This is a genomic window from Vibrio zhugei, from assembly GCF_003716875.1.
Taxonomy (GTDB): Bacteria; Pseudomonadota; Gammaproteobacteria; order Enterobacterales; family Vibrionaceae; genus Vibrio; species Vibrio zhugei.
This window is the reverse complement of sequence record NZ_CP033077.1, coordinates 661,699-686,379: the sequence shown is the minus strand read 5'-3', so window position 1 is coordinate 686,379 and position 24,681 is coordinate 661,699. Positions and strand designations below refer to the sequence as shown.

20 protein-coding genes and 1 CRISPR repeat array are annotated in these 24,681 nt (G+C 45.7%); of the genes, 11 read left to right on the top strand and 9 right to left on the bottom strand.

Annotation, left to right across the window (positions count from 1 at the left end; translation table 11 throughout):
• Nucleotides 1-2: 2 nt before the first annotated feature.
• Both EAE30_RS03220 and EAE30_RS03215 read right to left on the bottom strand, forming a co-directional pair.
• A complete protein-coding gene (locus EAE30_RS03220; protein WP_123014636.1) occupies nt 3-923 on the bottom strand; it encodes a DUF58 domain-containing protein in 921 nt (306 codons plus the stop codon).
• A gap of 10 nt (nt 924-933) precedes the next feature.
• Complete coding sequence (locus EAE30_RS03215) at nt 934-1,890, bottom strand: AAA family ATPase (RefSeq protein WP_123014635.1); 957 nt, start codon at nt 1,888-1,890, stop codon at nt 934-936.
• A gap of 285 nt (nt 1,891-2,175) precedes the next feature.
• Between EAE30_RS03215 and EAE30_RS03210 the strand changes: the two genes are divergently transcribed.
• Together EAE30_RS03210 and EAE30_RS03205 are read left to right on the top strand one after the other, a co-directional pair.
• Nucleotides 2,176-4,092: a methyl-accepting chemotaxis protein gene (locus EAE30_RS03210; protein WP_123014634.1), complete on the top strand. Its 1,917-nt coding sequence runs from the start codon at nt 2,176-2,178 to the stop codon at nt 4,090-4,092.
• Nucleotides 4,093-4,153: 61 nt separating this feature from the next.
• Nucleotides 4,154-4,354 carry a restriction endonuclease subunit S gene (locus EAE30_RS03205; RefSeq protein WP_123014633.1) on the top strand — a complete coding sequence of 67 codons (201 nt, stop codon included), beginning with the start codon at nt 4,154-4,156 and terminating at the stop codon, nt 4,352-4,354.
• Between the two features lie 69 nt (nt 4,355-4,423).
• Here EAE30_RS03205 and EAE30_RS03200 read toward each other — a convergent pair whose 3' ends face one another.
• A complete protein-coding gene (locus EAE30_RS03200) occupies nt 4,424-5,431 on the bottom strand; it encodes an arabinan endo-1,5-alpha-L-arabinosidase (RefSeq protein WP_123014632.1) in 1,008 nt (335 codons plus the stop codon).
• 160 nt (nt 5,432-5,591) lie between these two features.
• Complete coding sequence (locus EAE30_RS03195; protein ID WP_164711776.1) at nt 5,592-6,257, bottom strand: DsbA family oxidoreductase; 666 nt, start codon at nt 6,255-6,257, stop codon at nt 5,592-5,594.
• Nucleotides 6,258-6,751: 494 nt separating this feature from the next.
• On the opposite strand from EAE30_RS03195, the gene EAE30_RS03190 reads away from it, so the two are divergent.
• Nucleotides 6,752-7,648: a mechanosensitive ion channel family protein gene (locus EAE30_RS03190; RefSeq protein WP_123014630.1), complete on the top strand. Its 897-nt coding sequence runs from the start codon at nt 6,752-6,754 to the stop codon at nt 7,646-7,648.
• 130 nt (nt 7,649-7,778) lie between these two features.
• On the opposite strand, the gene EAE30_RS03185 is transcribed toward EAE30_RS03190, so the two are convergent.
• Nucleotides 7,779-7,988 carry a cold-shock protein gene (locus EAE30_RS03185; RefSeq protein ID WP_123014629.1) on the bottom strand — a complete coding sequence of 70 codons (210 nt, stop codon included), beginning with the start codon at nt 7,986-7,988 and terminating at the stop codon, nt 7,779-7,781.
• A 374-nt stretch (nt 7,989-8,362) separates the two neighbouring features.
• On the opposite strand from EAE30_RS03185, the gene EAE30_RS03180 reads away from it, so the two are divergent.
• Nucleotides 8,363-8,560, top strand: a complete 198-nt coding sequence (locus EAE30_RS03180; protein ID WP_123014628.1) for an alternative ribosome-rescue factor A — start codon at nt 8,363-8,365, stop codon at nt 8,558-8,560.
• A 211-nt stretch (nt 8,561-8,771) separates the two neighbouring features.
• The gene (locus EAE30_RS03175) at nt 8,772-9,167 is read left to right on the top strand and encodes an NADH:ubiquinone oxidoreductase (RefSeq protein WP_123014627.1); all 396 of its coding nucleotides are present in this window, start codon (nt 8,772-8,774) and stop codon (nt 9,165-9,167) included.
• 119 nt (nt 9,168-9,286) lie between these two features.
• Here the strand turns inward: EAE30_RS03175 and EAE30_RS03170 are convergent, their stop codons facing one another.
• Nucleotides 9,287-10,234: a hypothetical protein gene (locus EAE30_RS03170; protein ID WP_123014626.1), complete on the bottom strand. Its 948-nt coding sequence runs from the start codon at nt 10,232-10,234 to the stop codon at nt 9,287-9,289.
• Nucleotides 10,235-10,655: 421 nt separating this feature from the next.
• On the opposite strand from EAE30_RS03170, the gene EAE30_RS03165 reads away from it, so the two are divergent.
• From EAE30_RS03165 to EAE30_RS03155, 3 genes are all read left to right on the top strand, one after another.
• On the top strand, nt 10,656-11,660 hold the full coding sequence (locus EAE30_RS03165; RefSeq protein WP_123015000.1) for a response regulator: 1,005 nt from the start codon (nt 10,656-10,658) through the stop codon (nt 11,658-11,660).
• Entirely contained in the window at nt 11,660-12,109 is a 450-nt protein-coding gene (locus EAE30_RS03160) for a PAS domain-containing protein (protein WP_123014625.1), read from the top strand. Before EAE30_RS03165 ends, EAE30_RS03160 begins: the two co-directional genes overlap by 1 nt.
• Before the next feature lie 72 nt (nt 12,110-12,181).
• On the top strand, nt 12,182-13,651 hold the full coding sequence (locus tag EAE30_RS03155) for an NAD(P)H-hydrate dehydratase (protein ID WP_123014624.1): 1,470 nt from the start codon (nt 12,182-12,184) through the stop codon (nt 13,649-13,651).
• On the opposite strand, the gene EAE30_RS03150 is transcribed toward EAE30_RS03155, so the two are convergent.
• The gene (locus EAE30_RS03150; RefSeq protein ID WP_123014623.1) at nt 13,644-14,648 is read right to left on the bottom strand and encodes a 2-hydroxyacid dehydrogenase; all 1,005 of its coding nucleotides are present in this window, start codon (nt 14,646-14,648) and stop codon (nt 13,644-13,646) included. The genes EAE30_RS03155 and EAE30_RS03150 overlap by 8 nt on opposite strands.
• A 573-nt stretch (nt 14,649-15,221) precedes the next feature.
• Here EAE30_RS03150 and EAE30_RS03145 point away from each other — a divergent pair.
• Nucleotides 15,222-16,265, top strand: a complete 1,044-nt coding sequence (locus EAE30_RS03145) for a GMP reductase (RefSeq protein ID WP_123014622.1) — start codon at nt 15,222-15,224, stop codon at nt 16,263-16,265.
• A gap of 405 nt (nt 16,266-16,670) precedes the next feature.
• A CRISPR array of direct repeats spans nt 16,671-17,598; the repeat unit is 28 nt; unit sequence GTTCACTGCCGCATAGGCAGCTTAGAAA.
• A 114-nt stretch (nt 17,599-17,712) separates the two neighbouring features.
• Here EAE30_RS03145 and EAE30_RS03135 read toward each other — a convergent pair.
• Nucleotides 17,713-19,164 (bottom strand): RimK family protein, encoded by a 1,452-nt coding sequence (locus tag EAE30_RS03135; protein WP_123014621.1) that lies wholly within the window; start codon nt 19,162-19,164, stop codon nt 17,713-17,715.
• 81 nt (nt 19,165-19,245) lie between these two features.
• Between EAE30_RS03135 and EAE30_RS03130 the strand changes: the two genes are divergently transcribed.
• A complete protein-coding gene (locus EAE30_RS03130) occupies nt 19,246-20,346 on the top strand; it encodes a GNAT family N-acetyltransferase/peptidase C39 family protein (RefSeq protein WP_123014620.1) in 1,101 nt (366 codons plus the stop codon).
• A 224-nt stretch (nt 20,347-20,570) separates the two neighbouring features.
• Nucleotides 20,571-22,256, top strand: a complete 1,686-nt coding sequence (locus EAE30_RS03125; RefSeq protein WP_199287006.1) for a rhamnogalacturonan lyase B N-terminal domain-containing protein — start codon at nt 20,571-20,573, stop codon at nt 22,254-22,256.
• 158 nt (nt 22,257-22,414) lie between these two features.
• On the opposite strand, the gene EAE30_RS03120 is transcribed toward EAE30_RS03125, so the two are convergent.
• Nucleotides 22,415-24,574 carry a TonB-dependent receptor gene (locus tag EAE30_RS03120; protein ID WP_123014619.1) on the bottom strand — a complete coding sequence of 720 codons (2,160 nt, stop codon included), beginning with the start codon at nt 24,572-24,574 and terminating at the stop codon, nt 22,415-22,417.
• Nucleotides 24,575-24,681 lie beyond the last annotated feature (107 nt).

The following is a 24,681-nucleotide window of genomic DNA, read 5'->3' as shown; positions in this document are numbered from 1 at the left end:
GATTATCCGGCTAGTTGTTTAAGTAAAGGCATACCACTGGAGATTAAGCGGTAGTCTATTTTCATGGACTGACACACTAATTCTAGTTTTTCTTGATGAGATTCAAAGGCTTTTTTAATCCCATTGCGGGTATTTAGTGCGGAAAAGTTGAGCCAGCGCGTATCTTTGCCATTACTCACCCATTCCGCTCCGCGAAAATGTGTGTCTCCAATTTCTAGCGGGTCATAAATATGTATGAATTTCATTCGATTACGGCGGACTAATCGGCCCAGTAATGGCTCTAAACTCGCACCATAGCGTATAAAATCGCTAATCAAAATGACATCACAACCTTTCGGACACAGCCGATGCAATGCTTGGAGTCCCTGTTCCATCGAGTGAGGGGATTGCTGGGCGCTGAGATCCGTCATCATGTTATTCTGACTGCGCACGAGTTGCGCTATGATCTGTAAGGGCCCCTTTTGACGGCTTGTGGGTTTCAACTCAAATAACGCATGACCAGTGTCTATAACGGCGCCCACTCTGTCGTGTTCATCAACCGCTAACCAGCTCAGCAGGCTTGCAATATGACTTGCTTGAACCGACTTAAGCAGTAATGAGGAACCGAATTGCATCGACGCACTAAGATCAATGTACAATACCGTTGGTTTTTCGCGTTCTTCGGTAAACAGTTTGGTATGTGGTTTTCCGGTACGTGCAGTGACACGCCAATCAATAGCACGAATATCATCGCCTGGTTGATATTGACGAACTTCCGCAAAGTCCATACCGCGGCCTAGCTGTTTACTCTGATGCTGACCTAATAACTGAGACCACAAGCTCTTGGCAGGTGGCAGCCAACGAACCGTTTGTTGACGATAAGGCAAAAGTTCATCTACGCAGAGGTGAACGCCATCAGCGTGCGGTGGCAGCGCGTCTGTCATTGACTTCTCCTTACGCACTACCTACGAGAGACATTAAATGTGCAATGACCTGATTAGGATGAATATTGTCAGCCTGTGCTTGATAAGACAAAACCAAGCGGTGACGTAATACCGGAAAAATCATTGCTTGAATGTCGGCCGGGCTGACAAAGTCGCGTCCTTGTAGCCAAGCGTGGGCGCGGGCACAACGATCAAGAGCGATGGTCGCCCTTGGGCTCACGCCCAGCTCAATCCATTGCGCTAATGTTGAGTCATACTTTTCTGGCTGACGAGTTGCCATCACCAATCGAATGAGGTAGTTCTCGATCGATTCAGCCATATGGATATTCAGGACCTCTTGACGTGCCGAGAAAATTTGTTCCTGAGTGACATGAGGAATACTCGGTGCCTGTTCGCCTTTGGCTTCACCACGGTTGAGGCGCAAAATGGCGAGCTCATCTTCTGCTTGTGGATAGCTGACATCCAGATGAATCAAAAATCGGTCTAGCTGAGCTTCAGGCAAGGGATAGGTCCCTTCTTGCTCAATGGGGTTTTGCGTCGCCATAACGAGAAACAGTTTAGGAAGAGCATATGTCTTGCGACCTGCGGTAATCTGTTTCTCTGCCATTGCTTCTAACATCGCCGCTTGTACTTTTGCCGGAGCACGATTGATTTCATCAGCCAGCACCAGAGAATTAAAAATAGGTCCCGCTTGGAAGGTAAATTCACCAGTTTCTGGTCTAAAGATATCGGTACCCGTTAGGTCGGCGGGCAGTAAATCTGGGGTGAATTGAATACGATGAAAGCGTCCTTCAATGCACTGTGCGAGTGCTTTTACCGCTCGAGTTTTGGCTAATCCAGGAGGACCTTCGACTAAAATATGTCCATCGGCGAGTAAGGCGACAAGTAATTGCTCAACCAATGAAGATTGTCCAACCACTTGTTGGTTGAGGTATTGTTGTAATCTTTGAAAAATTTCTGACTGCATAACACGTTAGTCTCTGAGTTCGTTCATCTATTAGTGCGGCGATACGCAAAAAAGTTCCTTCCCCACCATACCATCAAGCACAGTAACAAAAAACTTTACTATGTAATCGGTTGTATTGTGCTTTAGCGCTAAGTAAGGATAAACATTCTCATACGGTTGCTATACAATCGTTTTCCTTTACTTATTTTTACACCAGCGTGTATGAGAATGTTTAAAAACTCGGCACGTTTATGTCGTCGATGTCATAATGACATAGAAAAAAACTAGCAGCCTAGGGGCAAAAGAATGTTTCTATTCAATCGAATTAGTATTAAGCAGAAAGTCATCATTGGGATGACTTTAGCGGTACTCGCGTCCACTATGATTTTAGGGGTTATTGCTCAGCGTGAAACTCACGATGTCTTGCGTCACCGTCTTATCGATGTGGAGTTACCTTCCATGTTGCAACAAATCGGCAATAAAGTGGATGTGCAAGTACTCACGTTAGAAAATACCGCTCAGCAAATTTCGACCAGTGAATTTGTGAAAAGAACGGTGAAAAGTGATCCGGTTGATCCTACAGAAGAAAAGCTTCTCGTCGAGGATCTTGCGAGTGTCGTTAAGCAATACAATTTGAACGATGCATCGGTAGCGAACCGCAGTACGGGGGATTACTGGAATCAAAATGGCTTTTTACGACGTTTAAACCATCAGCAAGATGGTTGGTTCTACAGTTTTGTCAGTTCGAACAAACAACATATGGTGAGTATTTTCCAAGAGCCTGATGGCACGGTGAAAATGTTTGTTAACTATCAATCGACAAGGGATGGCACTTTATCGGGTGTTTCTAAGTCCATGACAGATATGGTCAACTTTTTGAATAGTTTTAAAATTCAAAAAACCGGCTATGTATTCCTAGCGGATGCCAACGGCTCTATAAAAATTCACCGCACGCAAAGTAAGGTCGGGGAAACCCTTGAGCAATTATATGGTCGTCAATCAAGCCAGCTTCTGCAAAAAAACGGTTTTAACTTGATTGAGACACAACATAATGGCCAAGACGTGTTTATTTCTAGCTTGTATGTGAAAAGCATGAACTGGTTTGTAGTCGGGGTCGTTCCTAAAGCCGAAGTGTTTGCCGATATGGATGCGGTGACTCAACGGTTGCTTTGGTCGACGGTGTTGGTGGCTGTTATCTTCATTTTAGGTGGCATTTGGTTGGGCAATAGCATTGTGAAACCTATTCGTCAGTTAGCGGCTCGTTTCACCGATTTAGGTGAAGGCGAAGGCGATCTATCACAACGTATCACTATTGATACTGAAGATGAGATTGCGCAATTGTCGAAAGGATTTAATAGCTTTGTTGAAAAAATTCATAAGTCGATTCGTGAAGTTGCCGAAACGAGCGATGAGTTGCAGCAAGCGGCAATGAGCGTAGCAAATAAAGCCTCTCATACTCACGATAATAGCCAAGAGCAGCGTGACCAAACACTGCAAGTGGTGACCGCGATTAATGAAATGGGCGCGACCATCAGCGAAATCGCATCGAACGCTTCAACAGCGGCCGATAGCGCTAACCAAGCGACAGCGGAAACAGTATCAGGAACCGAAGTGGTGGGCCGAGCGAAAGAAGTCATTGGTCGTCTGTCTCGAGATATTGAAAGTACGGGTGTGGTGGTTGAGAAATTGGCATCAACCACTCTAGAGATTGGTACGATTCTCGATGTTATTCGTGGTATTTCCGAGCAAACCAATCTACTGGCGTTAAATGCGGCAATTGAAGCGGCTCGTGCTGGTGAGCAAGGACGTGGTTTCGCCGTAGTGGCTGATGAAGTTCGTAATTTGGCCGGTCGTACTGCTACATCGACTGATGAAATTCAGAAGATGATCAACCAACTTCAATCGGATGCGAAAGATGCGGTTGAAGCGATGGAAGCCGGTAAACTCGTGTCGCGTGATGGTGTGAAAGCGTCCGACGAAACCGCGGAAATGTTGCAGTTGATTTCGACACGTATCCACGAAATTTCGGACCGCAACATTCAGGTTGCGACAGCGACTGAAGAACAATCGACCGTTGTACATACCATTAATCAAAACATCGAAGAGATTAACTCGATTAATGAAGAGACGACCACGACGGCGGAGCAATTGGCCGAAGCAAGTCATGCACTAAAAGAATTGTCGGCACGTCTTGATCGCACAGTGGGAACCTTTAAACTCTAAGTATACATACTTACGGAGAGTGCTTGGAACTCTCCGTTAAACAGACGGATAGGGTCTATTGATGAGTGATTTTGAACAAGAGTTAGCGCAAATAACGGAAGACAGCCTTGGTGAAGAAGAGGTCAAATTGCCGACGCTGGAAGAACAGCAAGCGATTGTTGCAGAGCTTAAGCGATTAGAAGAAGCAGGCAAATTGACGCCTGAAATCTTAGAGCACTACTTCGGTCAATTTTCCGCAGACACCGATGCACCAGTGCACTAATCTGTTGTAAAGTATCGACCAAAAAGCTGCGTGTAATAACGCAGCTTTTTTTGTTTGGGATGAGCGTAATTAGGGCTTCAGCACCGTAGTATTACGATTGAGATCGTGAGCATTGACCGTTGGCCAAGCGTTTTTCCAATCCATTTTCAAAATGCGCAGTTTTTGGATGGCATGATCCGCCGTCTCATAAGCGTGGAAAACCAAATAATCTTGGCCATCAAAGGTGTATGCACTATTGTGCCCTAATGCCACCCAATCTTTATTGCCTTTTAATACCAATGAGCCACCGCCTTCCATCATTGCTTTGCCGTTTTTATCGAGATAAGGCCCTTCAATGTGTTTACTGCGCCCAACGCGAATATGATAAGTACTCTGCATTTTCCGGCAGCATAAGTCGAAAGAAGCAAACAGATAATAGTAACCATTTTTTTTGAAAATAAAGGGGGCTTCAATGGCATCCGCGGGACTTTCTTGCGGATCGCGTTTTGCAAGGTTATACCATGTTTCTGGTTGAGCCAGACGGGTAAGGCTCGGGTCGAGTTTCACCAATTTCAAACCACCCCAGAAAGAGCCGAAACTCATCCATGCGGTGCCGTTGTCATCGAAGGTAATGGCAGGGTCAATGGCATTCCAATCATCGCGATTGGGGACGGACTGTAATACGATTCCTTGGTCAATCCACTGATAGTCTTTTGAATGTGGATCCAGCGTTTTATTGACGGTGACGCCAATACCCGAGGTGTTCTTGCCAAACGCAGAAACGGAATAGTATAAATAAAATCGACCGTTATGCTGGACGATATCTGGTGCCCAAAGATGGCCGTTGAACTGAGGGGCGACGCGTCGTGCCCAGCTAGGCTCATCATTAAATACTCGACCGGCTCGCTGCCAATGCGTCATATCTTGTGAAGAGTAATAAGTGATGCCCGGGCCAGTACTAAATGCGTAATAGGTGTTGCCTTCTTTTGCCATGACCGGATCATGCACTTCGACCTGTTTCGCTTGCGTGAGCGGACTGGCTGCAGATAGGCAAGCAAGTAAACACACCGCTATTAACCAAGAGTTAGAAAGGCTCATCAGTAATGCTTCCTTGTAATGTCTGACGTTGATAGGAGGAGTTAGGGAGGCTCACTGTAGCGAATTCTCTCTCAGTAAAGTGCGACCTGAGTAGTGATTACTTGTTTATAACTATGAAAATCAACATGTTGTGATGAGGTTCAAATGATAAGGTGCGCGCTTAATGCTGACGATGGTGCAGGGATTGTTGGGCCGCGTTTTGCAGCATTCTTTGTAGGGAGTCGGAATGAAAGGCACCTGATATCGTTTCTGACCGGTTAACGATCAGAGTGGGGACGGCAGTGATCCCTGTTTTGGCCCATTGTGTTTCAATATTGCTCACGGTTTTTCCCCAATTATCATCGTCCAGCACTAACGCCGCTTCTTGTGGATTTAACCCGACCTGCTTGACCGCGGCAAGTAATGTGTCTCGCGCGTCTAATGGCTGGCCGTGAATAAAATAGGCGCAATACAATTCACGGGCCAAAGGGGATTGTTGTTGATATTTTGCCGCCCACAATAGGAGTTTATGAGCTTGCCGAGTGTTATAGACATGGGTTGTGCTAGTGAGAGAAAACGGCATGGGTAACGATTGGCTGTGCGATGTCGCACGTTCGAGATAAGTTTGTGCAATCAAGGCGCTAATGTGATATTTATCCATTAAGTGACTTATCAATAAGTCGCCACCAGCGGGAAGGTTAGGGTTAATTTCAAACGGATGCCAATGAAACTCAACGAGGATATCGTCGTCTAACTGAGCAAGAACGTGTTCGAGTTTTTGATAGCCGATGAAACTCCATGGACACACAAGATCACATACCCAATCAATCTGTAAGAATCGCGTCATATAAAGTCCTCTGGTCATCAGTACGCTAACCCAACACTCGTTGTACAGTGACCAGTGAAGACAACGCTATACGAGCGGTGGTTGATGATAATGTTCTTTACTATTCAGAGTAATGATTGTTTTCATGAGGTTCTAGGGGGAGTCGGTAAGTGTGTGACGGGCGGCGAAGTTGTCAGTGAAATTTTCGCTTGGTATACATAATATGGCCAGTGTTCAACATGCGTGCGTTGTATGACGAAGTGAGCACTGACTATAAGAAAAAGCCGTGAATTGTCTCGGTATTATCGGATGAAAGCCATGACAGCGTCACTGATAATGATACAATCGCGCCTTATTATAAGTATTGACTATACTGAACGACTTCTTAGTGATGGTCATCATTAGGGCTTGGCGATCTCGGTCATGACACGCTCCATAGCGCGTTGGGTAGCATGAACGAGTGTGTGTACGCATTTTAAATAGATTAACGAAACGATAAAACTGTAGGGGCTTTAATGGAATATATTTACACCGCATTCGACTTTTTGATGGCGCATAAGCTGTTGTTTACCGGATTAATTCTACTTGTTATCTGGTTTACTCGACGCCTTTTACTAAGTTTGATTCGTGGTGATGTTGCATTTCTCAGTGACGATCAACGTGCTTGGATGTCACGTACCAAAAATGGGATTTTTGCCGGTACCTTGCTGATCATGTTTGTTTTATGGCAATCAGAAATCAGTAATTTTGCTTTATCAGTCACCGCGATTGCCGTTGCGATTGTTGTGGCGTCGAAAGAAATTATCTTGTGTTTTACTGGCTCGATTCAACGTGCCAGCTCTCGTTCTTTTCGTATCGGAGATTGGATTGAAGTTGGGCAACTCAGCGGTGAGGTGATTGAGCACAACATCATGGCTACCGTGATTCAAGAAATCGATTTGTTGCATGGGCAGTATCATTATACAGGCAAAACGGCGACCCTTCCGAACAGCATGTTTTTTACTTACCCCGTGAAAAATTTAAACTTTATGAAGCGATATGTGTTTCATAACTTTACGATGATCGTGCCACACTTTGTTAATCTTTATCCGCTCATTCCACACTTACAAGCACGCATTGATGTTCACTTTGCGCATTTTATTGATGTGGCTCGTCGTTATAACAGCATGATTGAAAAGCATTCAGGTATCGATTTACCCAGTTCAGAACCGCATATTGAAATTTTTAGCCATACAGCAGGCGAACAAAAATTACATGTAAGAGTGTTCTGTCCAACCGAACGCGCCAATCACTTTGAACAACTGATTCGTCATGATTTCATGGATTTGTTTTGTGAGGCGTTTCCCGGCTTAGTGGAAGAGGCGAAGTATACGCCGTTGCCAGAATTACCCGTAGAAGAAGAAAACGAGTAAATGAGCGAGCAAATACGTTGATGACAGGGTTGGATTGAACGACGGTATTGGATGTGGCGTATTTTGTCGCATAAACGATAAAAAAATAGCCAGCTTGCGCTGGCTATTTTCAATCAATTAGAAAGTAAAATTAGATTACTTTGATGCTTTCAGCTTGAGGGCCTTTTTGACCTTGAGTAATAACGAACTCAACTTGTTGGCCTTCAGCAAGAGTACGGAAACCGTCACCTTGGATTGCACTGAAGTGTGCAAATACGTCTGGACCGTTTTCTTGTTTGATGAAACCGAAGCCTTTAGTTTCGTTGAACCATTTTACAGTACCAGTAACTGGAGTAGACATAGCATATATCCTAAATAAATTAATTTTTGGCCTATCACGGCGCCCATAGCGTGGAAAAGTAAATTGCTATTGCGTACGACACGACGGGGGAGTTACAAGTAATCCAACGAAACAATGTGTATACAAAGAACTTTTTTTCTAGCTGGTGTTGAGTCTAGAGTAATACGGACAGTTGTCAATAATATCTTTTCGGATTTAGTGCCTAACCTCTCGAATTTACTCGTAAACTTTGTGTCGAGTTGTGTTTCCAGTGTAACAGAATGATGATACATAAAAAATAAGTGAGCTAGCTGTTGACTATTGGCTTGGATAAGCGAAAATTCACCGCGATGACATGTTATTTTAACAGTCCTAATCAATGAGAGAGATTTACTATGAGTACCAAAAAATCCAGCCACACCGACCCTGTGGATATCGAATACGGTCGCGGTCAAATTCAAGATAATGCGCTAAAAGCACTGGTGACCAGTCAAGTCTTTAAAACCCGTGTGGAAAAAGCGAAAAAAGGCAAAGGTAGCTACGTGCGCAAAGCAAAACACCGTGGGCAAGAGTCTTATACAAAGGCGGCGTGAGCGTCATTTTTGTATAAGGTTCTTTTATGTGTAGCAAGGTCACCTCACTGGTTATCTGTGTTCCCTTCATAGACACAAATTGTCACAGTTTCTATACCACTTTATGCTGGTATTTTTACTAAGCTCAAGTAACATTAGTATTACAGGGTTTTAACGTTAGCGTTTTGACAGTTTTGTTCCTCCTTTTTGTATTAACGCTAGGGTGACTGTGATGAAATACATTCTTATTTTGCTCGTGTCATTATTGGCAGGCTTTTTGTCTGCGGATCATATTGAAGCTTTTTTGTTAGGCTTCGGCGTGGCAAGTTTAGCCGTCGGTTGTTGCCACTGGTTTGCGTTTCGCAGTTCTAAATTCCCTCAACTCGCTTTGGCATTGTTGCTGTGCGGTTTGTTTGCAAAAATCACCGTAACGGTTGTCGGCGTGATGTGGGGCGTCTCTGCGGATCTCATGACATCTCCGTTGGTGTTCGCATTGTCGTATCTATTCTTCTCGGTTGTCGCGACCTATCTATGGTTTCGTTATCAAGAATACATGATGACAATTAAACACACCGTTCGTCATACGATGCACGAGGCAAGTCACGGGGCGGTGGGCAATCAGTCTTAGTGCTCGTGCCTATTGGCTACTGCGAGAGACATACCTAAAGTTCTATGTAAAAAGGCGTCACGTAATGGTGACGCCTTTTTTTGGTCTTCGCTCACTGTTCAGGAGAAGGGGTCTGCACCTCACTCATAAAGGTCATTGATAGGGAAAAAGCATTCATAGCGCACACTGCGACGCTGATTCGCGTAAGCGGTGTTAAGTGATGGGAGGTTATTGGCGTTGATCGTTCCCCAGATGACATCGTTTTTTGATGCATTTTGTACGATAAACCGCTTTTGAGCGGCTTTGGCCAGACCGACCCCTCTCCAGTGTTTATCAAGCAGTATTTCATTTAAATATAAACCTTGATGACCAAGTAACGGACTTCTTTCCGCGCTGATCAGCCCGACTTTGTGTTGCTTATAGTAGATGAAGAATAACAAGCTTTGGTGTTGTGCTTGTTGCAGCAACGCTAAATCGTTGGGTTGAACTCGGTTTTTAAAATCTGGCTGATCGCGGTGAAGCTCAGTATACATCGCTTGATACCACGTATAATAATCATGGTGTTTGACCGCGCGTAGTTCGATATGGTGTTCTTGTGGCCATGCAGGCTGCGCGATAATCGTGCTGGCGTCAGCCGCCACATAGTGTGCTTCGATGCGACATTGATACCATGGCTTTGCACTCCAAAACACTAAGTGCTTTGGATTAAATACACGAAAAAGAGGGGCCGTCGCCTTTTGGATATCAGCCAATTGCTGTGGATGCTCGATCACAAAGTTGGGTTTAATCTGAACAAATGGATGATCGGAGCTTAGCCCTTTATGGCGGATACCACACAGAATGGATTGTGTGTGATTGAGCTCAATCCAATGCTCTTGATAATCATCGGCCGTGGTGTGTTTAATATTAAAAAATTGATGCCTTGCTTGCATCACATCCGGTTGATTGAGTTCATGCCACTCGTCCAGTAGTTCGGCTCGTAACCATTGATGCGCTTGAGCTTTGTCAAGCGTCAGCGTATGCAAATCAAAGCTGCATAAGTCAGCGTCGGCAAAGGCTGTGAGGGTTTGGTGAGAAAGTTCGTTCAAGGGAAAGTATCCTTATCATAGCAAGAAAAGTGCGCTGAACGCGCATGAGAATTATCCGTGGTAAGCGAGATTGGATAGGATTTTCCATGGGAGACTCCTTGTTAATGGTCATTTTGATTTATCTAATAATGGTAGGGTTGTAAAGTCAACCGGAGCGACATCAAGGTGTGCGATGAGCCGTGATAAAGGTCAGATTATTTTCGCAAAACAAGGCGTTTTGTTTGGCGGTCATCTATGGTTAAAGATGAGCATGAGCAGCGTTATTTAGAGATCAAACAACACGATGCTATTCGATGCAATCACTGTTTAAAATATTACCAGTATAACCCTATGAAAAATTAGACTTTTTACGTAATTAACCTGCTAATGAAGCAGGTTGTGGTGTAGTATTTAGTAACCATAAATGAATAAAGGTGGTGGCATGTCTTTCCCCGTCCTAATTTGCGATGATTCTGCATTAGTAAGAAAACAAATGGCGCGCTCTTTACCTGCTTCTTTGAACGCCGATATTACCTTTGCGGTTCACGGGTTGGATGCCCTAAAGAAATTTGAAGAAAAAGCGTTTAAATTGATGTTTTTGGATCTCACCATGCCGGAGCTTGATGGCTATGGCACGTTGGAAGAGATGAGCAAACGCGGTATTGATACCCCAGTGGTCGTGGTTTCTGGCGATATTCAGCCCAAAGCGAAAGAACGCGTACTGGCTTTAGGGGCGAAAGCATTTATTCAAAAACCGCTGGATAAGAGTACGCTCAACTTGGTATTAAAAGAGGTGATTAATCCGCCTCAGCAAACTCAGGTTGTTCCTCAGGCCGCGGTGGAACTGCCCATCCTTAAACGGCGTGATATCTATATGGAAGTCGCCAACGTGTCCATCGGGCGAGCGGCCGATGCGCTGGCCCGCCATTTCGATGTGTTTGTGCACCTCCCCCTGCCGAACGTCAATATTTTTGAGGTCAGTGAACTCCATATGGCGCTGAGGGACTTAGCAGACAATGATCAAGTCTCCGGTGTGTGCCAAGGTTTCAGTGGCGAGGGCATCGCGGGAGAAGCGTTAGTGTTGCTGAGCGATTCGAGTGTGGCTGATCTCAAGAAGTTAATGCAGGTACCAGCAGAGAGTGAAGAGCTAGAAGAACTGGAACTGCTGATGGATGTCTCCAATATATTGGTGGGATCATTCTTAAATGGGTTGGGGCAGCAAGCGGAAGTGCGTTTCTTTCAAAGTTCGCCAGTGTTACTGGGGCAACATATTTCGATCGATAATGTGATTAAATCGACCACGGGATCCTTTTCTAAAACCATGACGTTTGAAGTCAGTTATAACATTGATCAAACGTCGATTCGCTGTGATTTGTTGTTTATGTTTGTCGATGAATCGCTACCGTTACTCGACGATAAACTGTCTTATCTGATGGAGGATTTTTAATGTTATCGATGCCTGCTGAATTTGAGCAATTCCACTGGATGGTCGACATGGTTCAAAATGTGGATATGGGACTGGTCGTCTTGGACAAAGAGTTTACCATTCAGGTGTGGAATGGGTTTATGACCCACCACAGTGGTAAACAAGCGGGAGATGTGATTGGTAAAACCCTGTTTGAGGTGTTTCCTGAAATCCCAGAGCACTGGTTTCGTCTGAAAGCCAAGCCAGTTTATGATCTTGGGTGCAGAAGTTTTATTACTTGGCAGCAACGCCCTTATTTATTTAAATGTCGGAATGTTCGCCCTATTACCCAACAAGCCGACTTCATGTATCAAAACATTACGCTCAACCCAATGCGTAATCCGACGGGCCAAGTCAAATCCCTATTTCTTTCCATTGAAGATGCCACCTCGGAAGCATTAGCATCACTGATGATTAAAGAAAATCACTGATAACCTGAAGAAAAATCATAAAAAGACGTTTATCATGATGTCTTTCACTGTCCGTGTTTAATAGGTGGTCATATGCCTCTTCCAAGTCTTTTTTATACTGCTCAGCAAGTCAAAAACGGTGAAGTCACGTCAGCGCAAACCAACAGTCTGCCGATGTTTGCTTTGATGGAACGGGCAGGGCAAGCGGTATTTACGGTGACATTGGCGCAATTTCCGACGTCACAGCATTGGCTTATTTGTTGTGGCGGCGGCAATAATGGCGGTGATGGTTATATCGTGGCGAACCTAGCTAAAACCATGGGACAGCGTGTGACGGTATGGTATACCAGTAATCCGGATGATTTAAGTGGGGATGCGTTACGGGCGTATTATCAGTGGGTTGATAAAGGTGGCGAAGTGTATCCTTTTGATGATGCCATTCCCGACGATGTCGATGTCATCATTGATGGATTGCTGGGGACAGGCTTGACTGGCGATGTTCGTGAGCCAACGTGTGAGCTGATTAAAACGATCAATCACAGTGATAAACCCGTTGTCGCGATTGATGTGCCTTCCGGGCTCAATGCCAATACCGGTGCTATTCTAGGTCAGGCCATTCGCGCTGATCATACTGTGAGTTTCATTGGAATGAAGCAAGGCTTAGTCACGGGGAAGGCGCGTGAGTATGCCGGGCAATTACATTTTGCAGGTTTGGGCGTTTCTGAAACTTTTAACGAACAAAATCGTCCGTCAGTCTGTGCTATTGAGCAGCGGAACGTGCAAGATGCTTTACCGAAACGTGCTGCGTGTGCACATAAAGGCTCCCATGGTAAGTCCTTACTGGTGGGTGGCGATCTTGGTATGGGCGGGGCAATGTTACTAGCGGCTCAAGCATGTGCAAGAACTGGAAGTGGGCTCACTGCCGTGGCGCTGCATGGCAGTAATGTCATGCCTTTGCTGACCACCATACCGGAAGTCATGAGTATGGATTGGCAATCGGAAACCGCAAGGTCGCGCATCGAGTGGTGCGACGTGATTGGTATTGGACCGGGTCTTGGCCGAGATCAAGCGGGCAAGCAATGGTTTGACGCGGTTGTACATCAACCTCTCCCTAAGGTAATGGACGCGGATGCCTTGTTTTTCTTAGCACAAACGCCGGTTTACGATGACAAGCGTATTATGACGCCTCATCCAGCAGAGGCGGCTCGTTTATTAGGAGCCAGTGTTGAATATGTTGAAGCCGATCGTTTTAAAGCAATACGCTCTTTGCATGAACGCTTTGGTGGCGTGATTGTATTAAAAGGGGCAGGGACCTTGATTTATGACGGCGAGAATATGTACGTGTGTATGGCCGGTAACCCAGGCATGGCAACAGGCGGCATGGGAGATGTGCTGACGGGGGTGATTACCTCATTGGTTGCGCAGGGACTTGAGCTTTCCAGCGCAGCGCAGGTTGGCGTATGGATACACAGCAGTGCGGCAGATAGCAATGCCGCACTACATGGTGAAAGAGGCTTATTGGCGAGTGATTTATTGCCTCATTTACGTCAACTGGTTAATTGATGATATCAACCAGTTCATTGCCCGACTTTTGTCCGCCCATAAAGGCGCGAATGCTAGTTAATGTCGTCTCTGCAATGTTCTGTAAGGCATCGGAAGTAAGAAACGCCTGATGCCCAGTAAATAGCACATTATGACAAGACGAGAGACGCCGAAACACATCGTCCGTGATTACATCATTGGATTTATCTTGGAAAAAGAGATCTTTCTCGTTGTCGTACACATCTAATCCTAACGAGCCAATCCGTCCTTGCTTTAATGCTTCAATCGCGGCCACGGAATCTAATAGCCCACCACGACTGGTATTGACGATCATGACACCGTCTTTCATTTGCTCAAAAGCGGCTTGATCGAGCAGATGGTGGTTGTTCTCTGTCAGCGGGCAATGCAAACTGATGATATCACTCTGGGCATAAAGCATTTCAAGTGACACATATTCTGCCCCCAACTCTATCGCTTGTGGGTTTTCAAACGGGTCGTTACAGAGCACACGCATCCCTAAACCGCGTAAAATACGAATGGCCGCCACACCAATTTTCCCCGTGCCAATCACGCCAGCGGTTTTGCCATGAAAATTAAAACCGACCAGACCTTCTAAATTGAAGTTCGCTTCGCGGGTACGTTGATAAGCCTTGTGATAGCGACGGTTAAGACACATCATCAGACCAACGGCGTGTTCTGCGACTGCCTCAGGAGAGTAGGCTGGTACGCGGACCACTTGCATTCCCAATGCGTGTGCTTTGTCTAAATCGACTTTATCAAAGCCCGCACAACGCATGGCAATGAGGCGTGTTCCACCGTTGTATAATTGTTCGAGAACGTCAGCACCTAACTCATCATTAACAAACGCACAGACGACTTCACAATTGTGAGCCATTTTAGCGGTTTTTTTGGTGAGCCGAAAATCATGAAAAGTAAGGCTAAACTCTTGAGAATCGGCGAGTTGACTAAATGACGATTGGTCATAAGATTTCGCACTGAAAAAGGTCACGTTGATCATTATGATCTCCTTAAAGGGCTACCACGTGCTCATTGCTATAACATGAGCGACAATCGGTTGTTTTGATGGCGCGTGATCGCACCAGCATGACAACGGGTCTACAGTGTATATAGGCATTTCGACGAAAAATAAACCCCCCAATACTAGGGATATACCCATTAAATTAGTGTTTTTGGGAGAAAAGTGAATAAAAAAGGGGATTTTTTCTACCAAGAATGGCGGTGTTTTTAGTGATTTATATCACATTTAATAAAAAGAATAGGGGGTTTTTAGACTTCGCATACCATTTTACGTGGCTAAATAATCTGGATAGATTGGGTTAACTTATTGTTAGTTAAGTATTTTTTGGATTCTGAAAAGAGGGTCAAAGAGTGGGTATGCTTTCTCACTGATGGTATCACAAAAATTTTTCAAATATCAGTCTTGTGAGAAATAAAACTGAGCCTATAATGCTGAAAACCGGAGCGTCTGCCAACGCTCCGGTTTTTTTGTGTCCGAAATGTTTTTACGTCTGCCAACGTATTAACAAGCATCATGCGGGACACTATAGTTAATCAGACTAGGAATTGCACAATGCGTATCGAACAAGAACTTAAGTTAGGTTTTAAAGATGTCCTGTTTCGCCCGAAACGTTCTACCCTTAAAAGTCGTTCTCAAGTAAATTTAACCCGCGAGTTTACATTCAAACATAGCGGTCGTCAATGGTCTGGTGTGCCTGTTATTGCCGCTAATATGGATTCTGTGGGCACTTTTGACATGGCTACCGCCCTTGCTGCGCATAACGTGATGACGGCGGTACACAAACACTATACGGTGGAGCAATGGGCGGACTTTGTGAAGCACGCCGATGCCAATACTTTAAATAAAGTGATGGTCTCAACCGGTACCTCGGATCGTGATTTTGACAAACTCCAACACATTCTGGCGTTGAGCGAGAAATTGGTCTTTATCTGTATCGATATCGCGAACGGTTATTCTGAGCACTTGGTGGAATTTGTAGAACGCGTGCGTTCTGAGTTCCCAGATAAAGTGATTTCGGCTGGGAACGTTGTGACAGGCGATATGGTGGAAGAATTGATTCTTGCTGGCGCAGACATCGTCAAAGTCGGCATTGGTCCCGGCTCTGTGTGTACAACGCGTGTTAAGACCGGTGTCGGTTACCCGCAGCTATCGGCGATTATTGAGTGTGCTGATGCCGCTCACGGCTTAGGTGGTCGCATTATTGGTGATGGTGGCTGTGCTTGTCCTGGGGATGTCTCTAAAGCCTTTGGTGGCGGCGCTGATTTCGTGATGCTCGGCGGCATGTTGGCGGCGCATACGGAATCAGGCGGCGAGCTGATTGAGAAAGACGGCAAAACGTTCATGAAATTTTATGGCATGTCGTCTGAATCAGCGATGGCGAAACACTCCGGTGGTGTGGCTAAATACCGCGCAGCGGAAGGCAAAACCGTAGTCTTGCCATACCGTGGCAGCGTCGAAAACACCATTCAAGATGTATTAGGTGGCGTTCGCTCAACCTGTACCTACGTTGGCGCGGAGCACTTAAAAGAGCTCACCAAACGCACCACATTCATCCGTGTACAAGAGCAAGAAAACAACGTGTACGGAAAAGAATAACCTCGGATATATCGACGTATTAAAAGCCGCTGAACAGCGGCTTTTTTTATGTAAAAAATGACAAGTGACGGCACAAGGTTTTGTTATGGAAGGAGATTTTTCCATGGTTCAAAATATGGCAGAAGCTCAGCCAATCCTGTGGTGGATGTGATAACACAAAACGCTTTGGTACCTGTTTTTAGCGGTAGTTCTGCAGATACGTATAAAGTCACGTAACCATAGAAAGTCGGATTCAGCGCCCATGAACGGCTGCTTTTTACTTTCAGTCTGTCAAGACCCTTTATTTTTCCATATTTACAATAAATAATAAAAACAGTTACTTAAAAATAAGCTCAAAAAAAGGGTGAAATTAGGGTTTTACTGCTAAGGGCTTGGTAATACATCGCTTTGTGCTATATTGTTCTAGTTCACTGCCGCATAGGCAGCTTAGAAAATAAATTGTCGTCCGGTCATCAATAGGAAATTGTTCACTGCCGCATAGGCAGCTTAGAAATAATTTACTAGCGCCATCAATAATTTTATCAAGTTCACTGCCGCATAGGCAGCTTAGAAAGTTATTATCGGCATGTATCAATTTACGATCACGTTCACTGCCGCATAGGCAGCTTAGAAAAACGCAGATAAAAAAGCGCGCAGAAAGCAAATGTTCACTGCCGCATAGGCAGCTTAGAAATATCTTTAGCTCCCCTCATATGTTCCTCTACCGTTCACTGCCGCATAGGCAGCTTAGAAAAGAACATTTAAAAGCAGTAATAGGCACACAAAGTTCACTGCCGCATAGGCAGCTTAGAAACAAGAGCAATTTCCATTGCTAAACTTCTTCCGGTTCACTGCCGCATAGGCAGCTTAGAAACTTAGCTGATTTCATTATCTTTTCACTGCGAGGTTCACTGCCGCATAGGCAGCTTAGAAAGTCTGCGCGTCTGCTGCCAGTGTTCATCAGGTGTTCACTGCCGCATAGGCAGCTTAGAAAGTTACGCAGGCACACGGTGCTGTATCGGTCTAGTTCACTGCCGCATAGGCAGCTTAGAAAAATGTCAGCGGCCAGAATGGGATTCAGGGCGAGTTCACTGCCGCATAGGCAGCTTAGAAAAAACTAACGATTTGTCTTTAGATTTAAATCCGGTTCACTGCCGCATAGGCAGCTTAGAAATTACCGTAGGCATAAACGACCACCCCGATGATGTTCACTGCCGCATAGGCAGCTTAGAAAGTGTTCTTGTCCGGTTCGGCAGAAGTTGAAAAGTTCACTGCCGCATAGGCAGCTTAGAAAGCAGACTCTGACATTGATGGAAGACTACCTCAGTTCACTGCCGCATAGGCAGCTTGGTCAGGATGGTTCCTTTGTGACGTTAGTAGAGCGTTGCTGGGGGTAATCGGCCGTGAGTGACTAAATGCTCCCCCGTTATTCAGTGGATAGCGGGGGAGTGGTAGATACTAGTTTTGCTTATAGGCCGCGTATTTGCATGCGGCGTAGAAATTCCGACATCACTCGATCATACAGCGCATCACCTAAAAACGCGTCTTCGACGTGGTGGTCGATGCTCGGGTTGTCGTTGACTTCTATGACGTATACCTTGCCATCGACTTCTTTTAAATCCACGCCGTACAAACCGTTGCCAATAAGGTTGGCCGCTTTTAGCGCCGTATCAACCACCATTTTTGGGGCCTGTTTGATATCCAAGGTTTCATAGCCCCCAGAAGACACTCGGCCACTATTGTGGTGTTGGTAAATTTGCCAATGTCCGCGGCTCATCATGTATTTGCAGGCATAAATCGGTTGGCGGTTCAAGATGCCGATTCGCCAGTCATAGTCCGTGGGCATGAACGCTTGCGCCAAGATTAAGGCACTTTTCTCAAAGAGTGCCGAGGCTTCGCTTGAAAGCTCTTCTTGGTTTTTCACCTTCACCACCCCGCGTGAGAAAGCGCCATCGGGAATTTTCAGAACCATCGGAAAATCAAGTTGTTGCATTAGCTTTCCTTGCCACTCTTGATCAAAGCTTTTCACTATCACACTGTTAGGCGCTGAGATGTGATTGCGCGCTAACAGCTCTGTGAGAAAGACTTTATTGGTGCATTTCATAATGGACTCTGAGTCGTCCATGACGATGAGCCCCAACTTTTCCGCCGTCTTAGCAAATTGATAGGTGAAGTTGCTAATGTTGGTGGTCGCGCGAATGAACAGCCCATCAAACTCCCCTAACCGAGAAAGATCATTGGGTGACAGTATTTCTACATTCATCCCTAAATGATTGGCGGCCCGTTTAAAATGTTTCAGTGCGCCAGCATCTGACGGCGGCATCGCTTCGCTTGAGTCAGTGAGAAGCGCAATATCGTAGCGATATTGTTTCTTTTGTTTGGGTTTACGCCAAACTTTGCTCGAAAATAATTCCAAGGACTCAATAAAAAAGTCTTGTTCTGGATCGCTTAATAATTGAAACGGAAATGGCCCCATTTTCTGCAATTGCCACTGTCCGTGTACCTTTTCTAACGTTAACTCGATGATCGGTACCATGAACTGTTCAAACAAATGACGAGCGAGCTTTTCTAAGCTCGGCTCTGGGGTTCGACCAAAGTAAACTTTACAGTCAATGGAGGTAGTATCCTTCGGTAACTCTTTGAATTTTAATATATCTGAAGAGAGTAAAAAGGGTTTGCTGATATCGTTTATGGTCATCACTCGCGGGATCACTCGATGCCCACGCGCTTCTGCCATCAATGAGCAATAGTAGCCACTGCTCATATAAGCGTAGTCACTGCATAAATTGACAACTTGTAAGTTTTTGGTCGAGCGTTCATCGCCTGAATCCAAATAGTGTTCCACGGTGATCACTTGTTCTGACGGGAAGTATTCACTCCAATCCTTCATTTCGTCAGTCACAATAAGCAGTTTAGTCATTTATTATTATCCAGCTATAGCAAAAAAAGGGTTTCTATTATTAAATCTAGTGGACTATCGCCTATATTCTAAGGAATCGTAATGATATTTCGCTTAGCGGAGTTGGCTGATCTCACTGATCTCAACACATTAGAACAACAAGTATTTACAGGTGACACGATTTCACCTCGTCAAATGAAGCGGTTTCTTGTTTCGTCACATAGTGTGATTTTTGTCGCTGCTGATGACGCTCGAGTGGTGGGGTATGCATTATTGCTATTCCATAAAGGCACCCAACTCTCTCGGTTATATTCGATTGCAGTACATTCTCACTATCGAGGGCAAAAAATTGCGCAGAGCTTGCTTGAATTGTGTGAACAAGCGGCTCTTGATCAAGGCTCTGCTACATTACGACTAGAAGTGCGGGAAGACAATATCTCAGCACGAAAATTGTATGAAAAATTGGGCTTTCAACCCCTAAAAATTCTCGTCCATTATTACGATGATTTGGCCAATGGGCTACGAATGCAAAAGAGGCTGACGCTTAGCCAAAATAAGTGCTTGTTGCCGATTCCGCTTTATATTCAAACCACGCCTTTTACGTGTGGAGCCGCCTGTTTATTGATGAGTTTTTCGGCATTAAATCAACAGCAAGACCTCTCGAGAACGCTAGAATTACAATTATGGCGGGAAGCCACGACCATTTATATGGCCTCGGGGCATGGCGGGTGCAGTGGTCATGGCTTAGCATTGGCGGCCAAACGTCGCGGTTACGAGGTGGAGCTCTGGACGCAGTCGAATTCAACCCCGTTTATTGATAGTGTCAGAGATCACACTAAGAAAGACGTGATACAGTTAGTACACGAAGATTTTTGTCAGCAAATCGCACAGCAAAACATCGTGCTGATTGAGACCCCGCCTACGATTACGCAATTGGAGGATTGGGTGCATTCGGGCGCTTGCGTATTGCTCCTGATCAGCACTTATCGGTTTAACGGCAATAAAGAGCCTCATTGGATCATTCTGAGTGGGGTCAGTGAGAAATTTTTCTTTATTCACGACCCATACTCAAACAATAAAATGGACATTGCTGGGTTGGCTTATATCCCCGTGAGTAAAACCAGCTTGTCGCAAATTATTGGGTTCGGCAAACAAAAGCACACCGCTTGCGTCATTATTCGCGCTCCAAAACCCAGTGTGTGAGCGCGCTCGCGAGACCAAGGGGACAAAGGTGATGTGTCCCATGAGATTGGCGTATCCCACGTAAACATTTTCATTATTTTAGCTGAGTAGGTAACACTCTCATTCCTTACTCATATGCACTAGATAGCTTATTGGTCACAATGCTCTTGCTTTGATGTCACTAAGCCCATCCTCCGCGCAGTTTTACGCTGTTTGAATTGCCGGAATGCATAGAAAGAGAGGAAATGATGAATATTAAGGAAAGGATCCATCAATGGCTTGTCATAGCAGTCGGGGCGATACTCATGAGTATTGGCCTGCCTGTCTATGCGAGTTTTTCATTAACATCCAATGCCAACTATTACACGGTCGATACCAACGCTGGCGTTGTGTTCAGTATTCGCCGTACTGATAATGGCAGTAGCACGCAATCGCCTGGTGATCTGGCGTCACTCAAAATCCATGGAGTGGAATATCAAGAACAAAGCCGTGGGTCGCAAATCAACTCAGGGTTTGACTGGCTTTATAGTAATACGTCGAATGTGAGCGTGAGTGCCCAGCAGTTCGGGCGTGATTACATCAAAATTACTGTGACCGCTGGGGATTTAACGCATTATTATCTGGCACGCAATGGCTACCCACACATTTATATGGCCACCTATTTTACAAGGGAGCCAGACGTGCATGGTCAAGTTCGCTATATTGCGCGAATTAAGCGCCATTTGCTCAATAATGGCCCACAAGCGTCGGATATTTCTCAAACCGTATCGACGGTTGAGTCTGGGGATATTTTTGCTCTGCCCAATGGTGAAACACGGTCTAAACATTATTCCAATCAACGAGCCGTCGATTGGCAATCCATTGGCGCGACTGGCAACAATGTTGGCATTTGGTTCGTTCGCGATAACCAAGAAGGTGGCTCCGGTGGGCCTTTTTATCGCAGCTTACTGAACCAAGGTGGCTCGACAAACCAAGAAATCACCTACATCGTCAATTATGCGGAAGCGCAAACAGAAGCGTATCGCACTGGCATCTTGAACCATTACACCATGGTGGTTAATAACGGGCAAACTCCGCCACCCGATAGCAATATCGATACCTCTTGGTTCGCGAATATGGGCTTGAAAGGGTATATTGCGGAGAGCCGCCGTGGCCGCGTGGCCGCTGTGTCAATTCGTAATATGAACAATGATTATGTCTATACGGTAGGGTTTGCAAACAGCCGAGCGCAATACTGGACAGCGGTGAATCCTTCAAGTGGGTATTTTAGCAGTGACAATATGTTACCGGGTACCTACCAGATGACCATTTATAAAAATGAGTTAGCGGTAGAGACTCAAACCGTGTCCGTGTCGGCGGGGAATACGACGATTTTAAGTTCCATCACGATCAATCATGATCCGGGCAACGATAATGTGATTTGGCGGATTGGCAAATGGGATGGCTCTCCACAAGAGTTTCTGAACGGTAGGCTAGTGACCTCAATGCATCCATCCGATCCAAGAATGGCACCATGGGATCCGAGTAACTTCATCGTCGGGACATCGAATACACAATCTTTTCCTGCCTATATCTGGAAAGATATTAACAATGGCCACGTTATTTATTTTAAATTGAATGATGCGCAACGGGCCGCGCCGCATAAGGTACGTATTGGTATTACTATTGCGTATGCGAATGGCCGTCCCAAAATCTCGATGAACAATTGGACATCCTCCAATCCGTCGCCCAGTACTCAACCACGGACGCGTTCTTTAACGGTAGGAACGTATCGCGGGAATAACACGATGTATGAGTTCAATGTGCCGGCGAGCGCTTGGGCGGATGCGGGGCAGTGGAATCGCCTTGAGGTGAACGTGATCAGTGGCTCAGGTCTGGGTGGGTTTTTATCTGCTGGGGTGAGTATTGATAGTATTGATTTGGTCAACTAGTCGCGGCGAGTCGCAATAAAATAAGCCCAACACGGCGTTTGCCGGTGTTGGGCTTGGTGAAAGCATGGGTTACCTTTGGCATTTCCAGCCAACGGCGGTCCTTAACCTATCTGAGTGTCGCTTATCGCACGGTTGCTCAGTGGTGATGGTGATATCACTTAGTATTTCACTTGATAGTTTAACGTATAGGTACGTCCGCGGCCTTTGTAATCGTATGCGGCTTTATCGTAATGCGCGGCATAGGTGATTTGCGCACGTTGCCCCCAAATGTTGGTGTAGTCTCTATCAAGCAAGTTTTGCACACCAAAGCCAAGGCTGCCGACTGGCAATTGGTAGCTACCGACTAAATCAAACGTGGTGTAGCCACTGAGTTTGTTGTCATCGTCGTCATGATAGCTAAACATGGTTTGGCTTTGTAATTTCAGTGCGAGGTCATCTTGTTGCCAACCAATCCAAGCGCTGGCTTTCGACGTACTCGCCTTACCGGCCGACACGGCATCCCAGTCGCCGTCATCATTTTGAGTCTCAGATTTCACATAATGACCGGAGGTTCCCACTTGCAGGTTATCGTTGAGCCAGTAAGACACCATCGCTTCTAAGCCGTAAACGCGTTTTTTATCATTAACGTCTTCAATCAGTAACGTGGTCTTGTTGTAACTAACCGAGTGATCTGATTGCGAGTAGTAGGCGGCCGTTTGTAGGTTCCAAATGCCGTTATCGAAGCGGTAGCCAAGTTCAAAACTGTCGGTTTTAATGGCGGACATTTTAGAATCACCGACATTGATGCTGTCATTCAGTTGCCAATTATCGCCGACTCGCGTGTAGTTGCCTTGTCCATAATATTTAGACGGATCTGCTAAATCAAACCCTTGAGAGAAGTTTGCCCACACTTGAGATTCGTTATTCAAATGGTAGATGGTACCGAGGTTGAATAGGGCGACACTGTAATCGGTATTTCCGCCCGGTACGGCGTCGGCGGTGGTGCCTTGGCCACATGCGATGCTGCGTTGCTGTTTGTAGGCGACGAAGTCATCAATGTCATTATAAAGGTATTGGTAGCGTACCCCGCCACTGATGCTCCAATCACTGGTCAGGTCATAGTCTGCTTGCATGAAGGCCGCGACCGAGCTGACGTCGATATTAGGGTAGCGCCCCACTTTCGCAAAGATACGGTTAACCAAGTTACCCGAGTTATTGGCGATATCGGCATCGTATAAGGCTTGGTTACTGTCGAATTTATCTAAGTAGCTGTCGATCCCATACACAAGATGCAAACGGTCAAACTGTTTGGACAAGGCGACCTTCAAACTGTAGACATCGGTGACTTGCTGGCCGGATGCTTGATAGTAAGGGGTGAAGGTTTGGTCTTCTTTGCGATAAGACGCTTGCGCAAGTAACTGGTGCCCTAAGAATGCATCATTCACGTAAGAGGCACTGAGCATGGTGCGTGTGGTGCCTTGTTCGCGATCCGAATCGAAGCCTTTACGCACATCAACAAAGTCGCCGTCGACAATGTAGAGTCCGTAGGGCGAATCTTGTTGGCTGTCATAATATTGCGCTAACAAGTTGATGTGCTGGGTGTCTGACAGGTCGATCCCCATGGTGCCAAGAATGTCCCAGGTTTTGTTGTATTGCAGAGAGCCTTGGGTGATATCAGGAGTGACGATGTCACCATGTCCATCGTAGTAACCTTGATTTTCAGTATAGATTGCCGAAAGACGCGCTTTAACCTTATCCGTCCCGCCAGAGACCGATTGACCGATCTTATAGTCAAAATCATCATGGTTGTTAAAGCCGGAGCTGGTGCCCACATAGGATTCAAATTCGAGCTCTTTGTTGTGTGCTTTCTTGGTAATAATGTTGATCACACCGCCTGATGCGCCCGCCCCATAAATAGAGTTAGCTCCGGACAATACCTCGATACGTTCAATATTAAAGGGGTCGATAGAGTCCATGTAACGGCTAATTTTGCGCGATGATTGCAATGATACGCCATCAATCATCACCAATATTTCGCGACCACGCAGGTTTTGACCATAGTTGGTGCGACCGCCACTGCTGACATCCAATGAAGGAATGGTGGCGGCAAGAATTTCTCCAAGGCTTTTGCCTGCGCGATACTCTTGTTCAATCTGCTGTGACCCGATATACCAAACGGTACCCGGGATATCACTGATGGCTTTCGGTGTACGGCTGGAAACCACCACGATTTTTTCTGCCGACGTTGGCTGAGGTGTTTCGTCTGCGTAAGCGGTTTGGGTGGCTGCCACGGCTAGGGCAATCAAAGACAGTTTGAAGCGTCCTTTTCTTGAGTTCATTATGACTTTCTCTTATTGATGTTGAATGTACCGCTAAGAGGAAGCTCACCTCTTAGTCAGTACGGTGGTTACTTGATTGAGTTGGCGAACGCACTCCGCCAACACGG